General features: G+C 53.4%; 2 rRNA genes (1 of these 2 cut by a window edge). Both read left to right on the plus strand.

The features are described 5' to 3' along the window. Positions 1–2,462: ribosomal RNA gene (locus tag ACXYMS_RS18165) — 23S ribosomal RNA — on the plus strand; it begins 261 nt to the left of the window's first position. Between the two features lie 241 nt (positions 2,463–2,703). Then, positions 2,704–2,819: ribosomal RNA gene (rrf, locus tag ACXYMS_RS18170) — 5S ribosomal RNA — on the plus strand. Positions 2,820–2,855: the final 36 nt, after the last annotated feature.

Raw genomic sequence — 2,855 nt, forward strand, 5'->3', positions numbered from 1 at the left:
AAGAACGGGAAGAAGCTGGAAAGCTTTGCCATAGTGGGTGACAGCCCCGTACCGGTAGAAAGCATGCAAGTCCTCGAGTAAGGCGGAACACGTGAAATTCTGTCTGAACATGGGTAGACCACTATCCAAGCCTAAGTACTCGCACACGACCGATAGCGAACAAGTACCGTGAGGGAAAGGTGAAAAGCACCCCGACGAGGGGAGTGAAATAGTTCCTGAAACTGGATGCATACAAACAGTCGGAGCCCGCAAGGGTGACGGCGTACCTCTTGTATAATGGGTCATCGACTTAGTCTGTCTAGCAAGCTTAAGCCGTTAGGTGTAGGCGCAGCGAAAGCGAGTCTGAATAGGGCGTGAAGTTAGACGGATTAGACCCGAAACCGAGTGATCTAGGTATGAGCAGGCTGAAGGTAAGGTAACACTTACTGGAGGGCCGAACCCACGTCTGTTGAAAAAGACGGGGATGACTTGTTCCTAGGGGTGAAAGGCCAATCAAACTCGGAAATAGCTGGTTCTCCGCGAAAGATATTTAGGTATCGCCTCAGACGAATACCTCGGGGGGTAGAGCACTGGATGGGCTAGGGGGTCTCACCGACTTACCAAACCTAACCAAACTCCGAATACCCGAGAGTACTATCTGGGAGACAGACGGTGGGTGCTAACGTCCATCGTCAAAAGGGAAACAACCCTAACCTACAGCTAAGGTCCCCAAGTCACAGTTAAGTGGGAAAGCATGTGGGATTGCTTAGACAACCAGGAGGTTGGCTTAGAAGCAGCCATCCTTTAAAGATAGCGTAACAGCTCACTGGTCAAGCGATCCTGCGGCGAAGATGTAACGGGTCTAAAACTGTGCACCGAAGCTTAGGGTTTGCAACTTGTTGCAAGCGGTAGCGGAGCGTTCCGTAAGCCTGTGAAGCCATACCTGTGAGGGGTGGTGGAGGTATCGGAAGTGCGAATGATGACATGAGTAGCGACAAAAAGTGTGAGAGACACTTTCGCCGAAAGTCCAAGGGTTCCTGCGCAATGCTAATCAGCGCAGGGTTAGCCGGCCCCTAAGTCGAGGCAGAAATGCGTAGACGATGGGAACCACGTTAATATTCGTGGGCCAGGTGGTAGTGACGGATCGCGCGGGTCTGTATCCCCTTATCGGATTGGGGGTGCAGTGAGCCGGTTCCAGGAAATAGCTCCACCAATATTGACCGTACCCTAAACCGACACAGGTGGACTGGTAGAGTATACCAAGGCGCTTGAGAGAACTATACTGAAGGAACTCGGCAAATTGCACGCGTAACTTCGGGATAAGCGTGACCTTGCACTGGGCAACCGGTGTCAAGGTGTCACAAAAGAGGGGGTGGCGACTGTTTATCAAAAACACAGGGCTCTGCGAAGTTGCAAAACGACGTATAGGGTCTGACGCCTGCCCGGTGCCGGAAGGTTAAAAGGAGAGGTGAAAGCCTTGAATTGAAGCCCCGGTAAACGGCGGCCGTAACTATAACGGTCCTAAGGTAGCGAAATTCCTTGTCGGGTAAGTTCCGACCTGCACGAATGGCGTAACGACTTCCCCACTGTCTCCAGTATAGACTCAGCGAAATTGAATTCCCCGTGAAGATGCGGGGTTCCTGCGGTCAGACGGAAAGACCCCATGAACCTTTACTATAGCTTTGCGCTGGCACTTGTGTCGGCATGTGCAGGATAGGTGGTAGGCTTTGAAGCCGGGGCGCCAGCCTCGGTGGAGCCGCAAGATGAGATACCACCCTTATCGTCATAGGTGTCTAACCGCGGCATAACAGTGTCCGGGACAGCGCATGGTGGGTAGTTTGACTGGGGCGGTCGCCTCCCAAAGAGTAACGGAGGCGCGCGATGGTGGGCTCAGACCGGTCGGAAATCGGTCGTCGAGTGCAATGGCATAAGCCTGCCTGACTGCGAGACTGACAAGTCGAGCAGAGACGAAAGTCGGTCATAGTGATCCGGTGGTCCCGTGTGGAAGGGCCATCGCTCAACGAATAAAAGGTACTCTGGGGATAACAGGCTGATAATGCCCAAGCGTCCATAGCGACGGCATTGTTTGGCACCTCGATGTCGGCTCATCACATCCTGGGGCTGGAGCAGGTCCCAAGGGTATGGCTGTTCGCCATTTAAAGTGGTACGTGAGCTGGGTTCAGAACGTCGTGAGACAGTTCGGTCCCTATCTGCCGTGGGTGTTGGAATATTGAGAAGAGCTGACCCTAGTACGAGAGGACCGGGTTGGACGAATCTCTGGTGGACCTGTTGTGGCGCCAGCCGCATTGCAGGGTAGCTAAATTCGGACGGGATAACTGCTGAAAGCATCTAAGCAGGAAGCCTCCTTCAAAACGAGTATTCCCTATCAGAGCCGTGGAAGACCACCACGTTGATAGGCCGGGTGTGGAAGCGCAGCAATGTGTGAAGCTTACCGGTACTAATAGCTCGATCGGCTTGATCGTTCTCATTAGTCAATGTCCGCAACGACTTGCGTCGTTGCTTCTTTCTCCTTGCCTCACGGGTCGTACCGTTGAGAGCATGACGCGGCTAAAGCCGCCGCTATGCTCCCAACTGACCCTCTGGCGGGGCGGCCAACTTTGGCCGGGGTCGTCGCTAAGCTCCTCCGGGAGCCAAACCGATGGCTTGGAAAGCACAGATCAAAATTACAAAAGACCAAAATTCACCTTATGTGTTTTTCGCTGACCTTGTGGTTCTTGCGAGGGGCCCAGGACCCGATCCCATCCCGAACTCGACCGTCAAATCCCTCCGCGCCAATGGTACTAAGTCTCAAGACTTGGGAGAGTAGGTCACTGCAAGGTCTGCAAAAAACACCTAAGTCTCAACAACGATGCCAA

The organism is Devosia sp. CAU 1758 (genome assembly GCF_054482695.1).